The organism is Pseudomonas sp. 2 (assembly GCF_056627435.1).
Genome location: NZ_JBWXNG010000047.1, coordinates 1 through 1,311, shown reverse-complemented (window position 1 = coordinate 1,311; position 1,311 = coordinate 1). Strand labels below are relative to the sequence as shown.

Here is a 1,311-nt window from a genome sequence, read left to right as displayed (position 1 = left end):
ATCGTTCTTTAAAAATTCGGGTATGTGATAGAAAGATAGACTGAAGGCCACTTTCACTGGTGGAACTTCAGGCTAAGGTAAAGTTTGTGAATGCAAACTTTCGGCGAATGTCGTCTTCACAGTATAACCAGATTGCTTGGGGTTATATGGTCAAGTGAAGAAGCGCATACGGTGGATGCCTTGGCAGTCAGAGGCGATGAAAGACGTGGTAGCCTGCGAAAAGCTTCGGGGAGTCGGCAAACAGACTGTGATCCGGAGATGTCTGAATGGGGGAACCCAGCGGTCATAAGACCGTTATCTTACGCTGAATCCATAGGCGTAAGAGGCGAACCAGGGGAACTGAAACATCTAAGTACCCTGAGGAAAAGAAATCAACCGAGATTCCCTTAGTAGTGGCGAGCGAACGGGGACCAGCCCTTAAGTTGATTTGAGGTTAGCGGAACGCTCTGGAAAGTGCGGCCATAGTGGGTGATAGCCCTGTACGCGAAAACCTCTTGTCAATGAAATCGAGTAGGACGGGGCACGAGAAACCTTGTCTGAACATGGGGGGACCATCCTCCAAGGCTAAATACTACTGACTGACCGATAGTGAACCAGTACCGTGAGGGAAAGGCGAAAAGAACCGCGGAGAGCGGAGTGAAATAGAACCTGAAACCGTATGCGTACAAGCAGTGGGAGCCCACATTGTTGGGTGACTGCGTACCTTTTGTATAATGGGTCAGCGACTTATTTTCAGTGGCAAGCTTAACCGAATAGGGGAGGCGTAGCGAAAGCGAGTCTTAATAGGGCGTCGAGTCGCTGGGAATAGACCCGAAACCGGGCGATCTATCCATGGGCAGGTTGAAGGTTAGGTAACACTGACTGGAGGACCGAACCGACTACCGTTGAAAAGTTAGCGGATGACCTGTGGATCGGAGTGAAAGGCTAATCAAGCTCGGAGATAGCTGGTTCTCCTCGAAAGCTATTTAGGTAGCGCCTCATGTATCACTGCTGGGGGTAGAGCACTGTTTCGGCTAGGGGGTCATCCCGACTTACCAAACCGATGCAAACTCCGAATACCAGCAAGTGCCGAGCATGGGAGACACACGGCGGGTGCTAACGTCCGTCGTGAAAAGGGAAACAACCCAGACCGTCAGCTAAGGTCCCAAAGTCATGGTTAAGTGGGAAACGATGTGGGAAGGCTTAGACAGCTAGGAGGTTGGCTTAGAAGCAGCCACCCTTTAAAGAAAGCGTAATAGCTCACTAGTCGAGTCGGCCTGCGCGGAAGATGTAACGGGGCTCAAACCATGCACCGAAGCTACGGGTATCACG

The 1,311-nt window shown here is 51.0% G+C and carries 1 rRNA gene; it reads left to right on the top strand.

What is annotated here, in order from left to right:
• Window positions 1-148: 148 nt before the first annotated feature.
• Window positions 149-1,311: ribosomal RNA gene (locus AC1MEK_RS29825) — 23S ribosomal RNA — on the top strand; the annotation flags it as partial.